Raw genomic sequence first — 203 nt, 5'->3', positions numbered from 1 at the left:
CTGCAGATGTGGAGAAAACGTGATATCCAGAAACGGTGCGGACAGCAGGCACACAGAAAGGGAATCCGAATTTCCCGGATTTGTGCCTGGAACACGAGCAGGCTTGCCTTTGATGGATCAGGAGAGATTGCCCGTGATACACGGGATCATCGTCTGTGTACGTTTCAGACTGGAAAAAGATACAACTGTGATTTGTCAGCATC

Annotated in this window: 1 pseudogene; it reads left to right on the top strand. The window is 49.3% G+C overall.

Annotation, left to right across the window (positions count from 1 at the left end):
• A pseudogene (locus tag DW743_RS18520) lies at nt 1–203 on the top strand (IS200/IS605 family accessory protein TnpB-related protein); the annotation flags it as partial.

This window comes from Blautia sp. AM28-27 (genome assembly GCF_003480905.1).
Lineage (GTDB): Bacteria > Bacillota > Clostridia > Lachnospirales > Lachnospiraceae > Fusicatenibacter > Fusicatenibacter saccharivorans.
This window is presented reverse-complemented; position numbering and strand designations above follow the sequence as displayed.